The organism is bacterium (genome assembly GCA_029210545.1).
GTDB lineage: Bacteria > BMS3Abin14 > BMS3Abin14 > BMS3Abin14 > BMS3Abin14 > JARGFV01.
This window is the reverse complement of sequence record JARGFV010000048.1, coordinates 17041-18467: the sequence shown is the minus strand read 5'-3', so window position 1 is coordinate 18467 and position 1427 is coordinate 17041. Positions and strand designations below refer to the sequence as shown.

The following is a 1427-nucleotide window of genomic DNA, read 5'->3' as shown; positions in this document are numbered from 1 at the left end:
GTCCTCATTCACCGGCTGGACCAGCTCCACGGCGCCGCAGGCCATGGGGAGAAACGCCACCTTCACTCCGAAACCGGGAACCTCGTCGATGGACTCGACAGCGAAGCCGAGGGTCTCGTAGGCCTGAATGGAGGCTTCAAGGTCGGTTACGGCTATCCCTATATGATCTAATTTAGGCTTCATCAATATCTCCGTGAAATTTCACCCCCCTCCCTCTTGACCCGCCGAAGCTTTAGGCGAAGGAGGTTGAGGGGAGGGGCTGGGGGAGGGTGAGTCAATACTTCTCAGGATATCCTCAACCACCGAATCGGTTTCCTTGAGCACTTGATCATTCCAGTATCGCAATATCCCGTAGCCCTCGTTTGACAACCACTGATCTCTTTCTTTATCCCTCACATCATCCAAGTGTTGACCGCCATCAACTTCAATAACAACATTTTTTTCGAGACAAACGAAATCGACAACGTAATTACCGATAGGATGTTGTCTTCGAAACTTCAGACCAAGAAGCTGTCGGGAACGCAACCGAGACCATAGGCGTTGCTCAGCTCTCGTCGTATTTTTGCGAAGATTCCGGGATATGGATGTTTTGTGGGTGGTTATAGTTCACCCCCATCTCGGTCTTCCCCCCTCAAGGGGGAAGAAGAATTGGGAAATGGACTGTATCAGACAGCGATGCCTATATGGTCCAACTTTGGTCTACTCATGGTGTTCTCCCATTACTCAGAATTTCAAAATCCACATTTCAAATTTCGGTTCATCCGGTTAATGCGTACCTGAGTGGTATCACTTCAAGACCAGGAAGAGCGTTCACCACCCGTTCGTCACACCAGGCATGTGACTCACTGGAGGCACGGAGGAAAGCGGAGTAAACCTTGAAACAGCGTTCCTCACCTGAACGGCTGGGCCTTTAAATCAGGAATTAAAGCTCGCTTTCATTCCTGATTTGAAGGCCCCATCTGCCGATTTCGTAGAAATCCCTCTCCAAAGGAGAGGTCAGGTGAGGAAAATGCTCGGCGCTGGTGCGCCTCAGGTTTCAATCCTGCCGCCGGCTTGATTGAACAGGGGTTCCAGGTTCCATGTTCGGGGTTTACATCTGTCTGTCGCCTTCCTCCGCCTTTCTCCGTGACTCCGTGGTGAAATCAGGGATCTGGCGCCGATTGGCCGGAGACCTGGATTCCGGATAATCGCACCTTCGGCACGATTTCCGGAATAACAGATCCATTAGATCTCTCGCCCATGCTCCCACGCGCCTCCGCGCCTGCTCTTCCCCCGCGTCCCCGCGTCTCCCCCTCTCCGCGTCGTGATTCACTGCGGCTTATGGATTCCATCACCTCGTGCGTGCGTGGGTGCGTGGAGCGTGAACGCGGTCCAGTTTTTACGCTATTACGCACGTACGCTCTACGCATACACGTGATTCACTGCGG

The 1427-nt window shown here is 52.8% G+C and carries 2 protein-coding genes; both read right to left on the bottom strand.

The genetic code is table 11. The annotated features are described in order from the left end of the window. On the bottom strand, positions 1 to 183 hold a 183-nt coding region (locus P1S46_06870), incomplete at its 3' end, for a VOC family protein (protein MDF1536208.1). Between the two features lie 18 nt (positions 184 to 201). Then, entirely contained in the window at positions 202 to 603 is a 402-nt protein-coding gene (locus tag P1S46_06865; GenBank protein MDF1536207.1) for an endonuclease domain-containing protein, read from the bottom strand. Positions 604 to 1427: the final 824 nt, after the last annotated feature.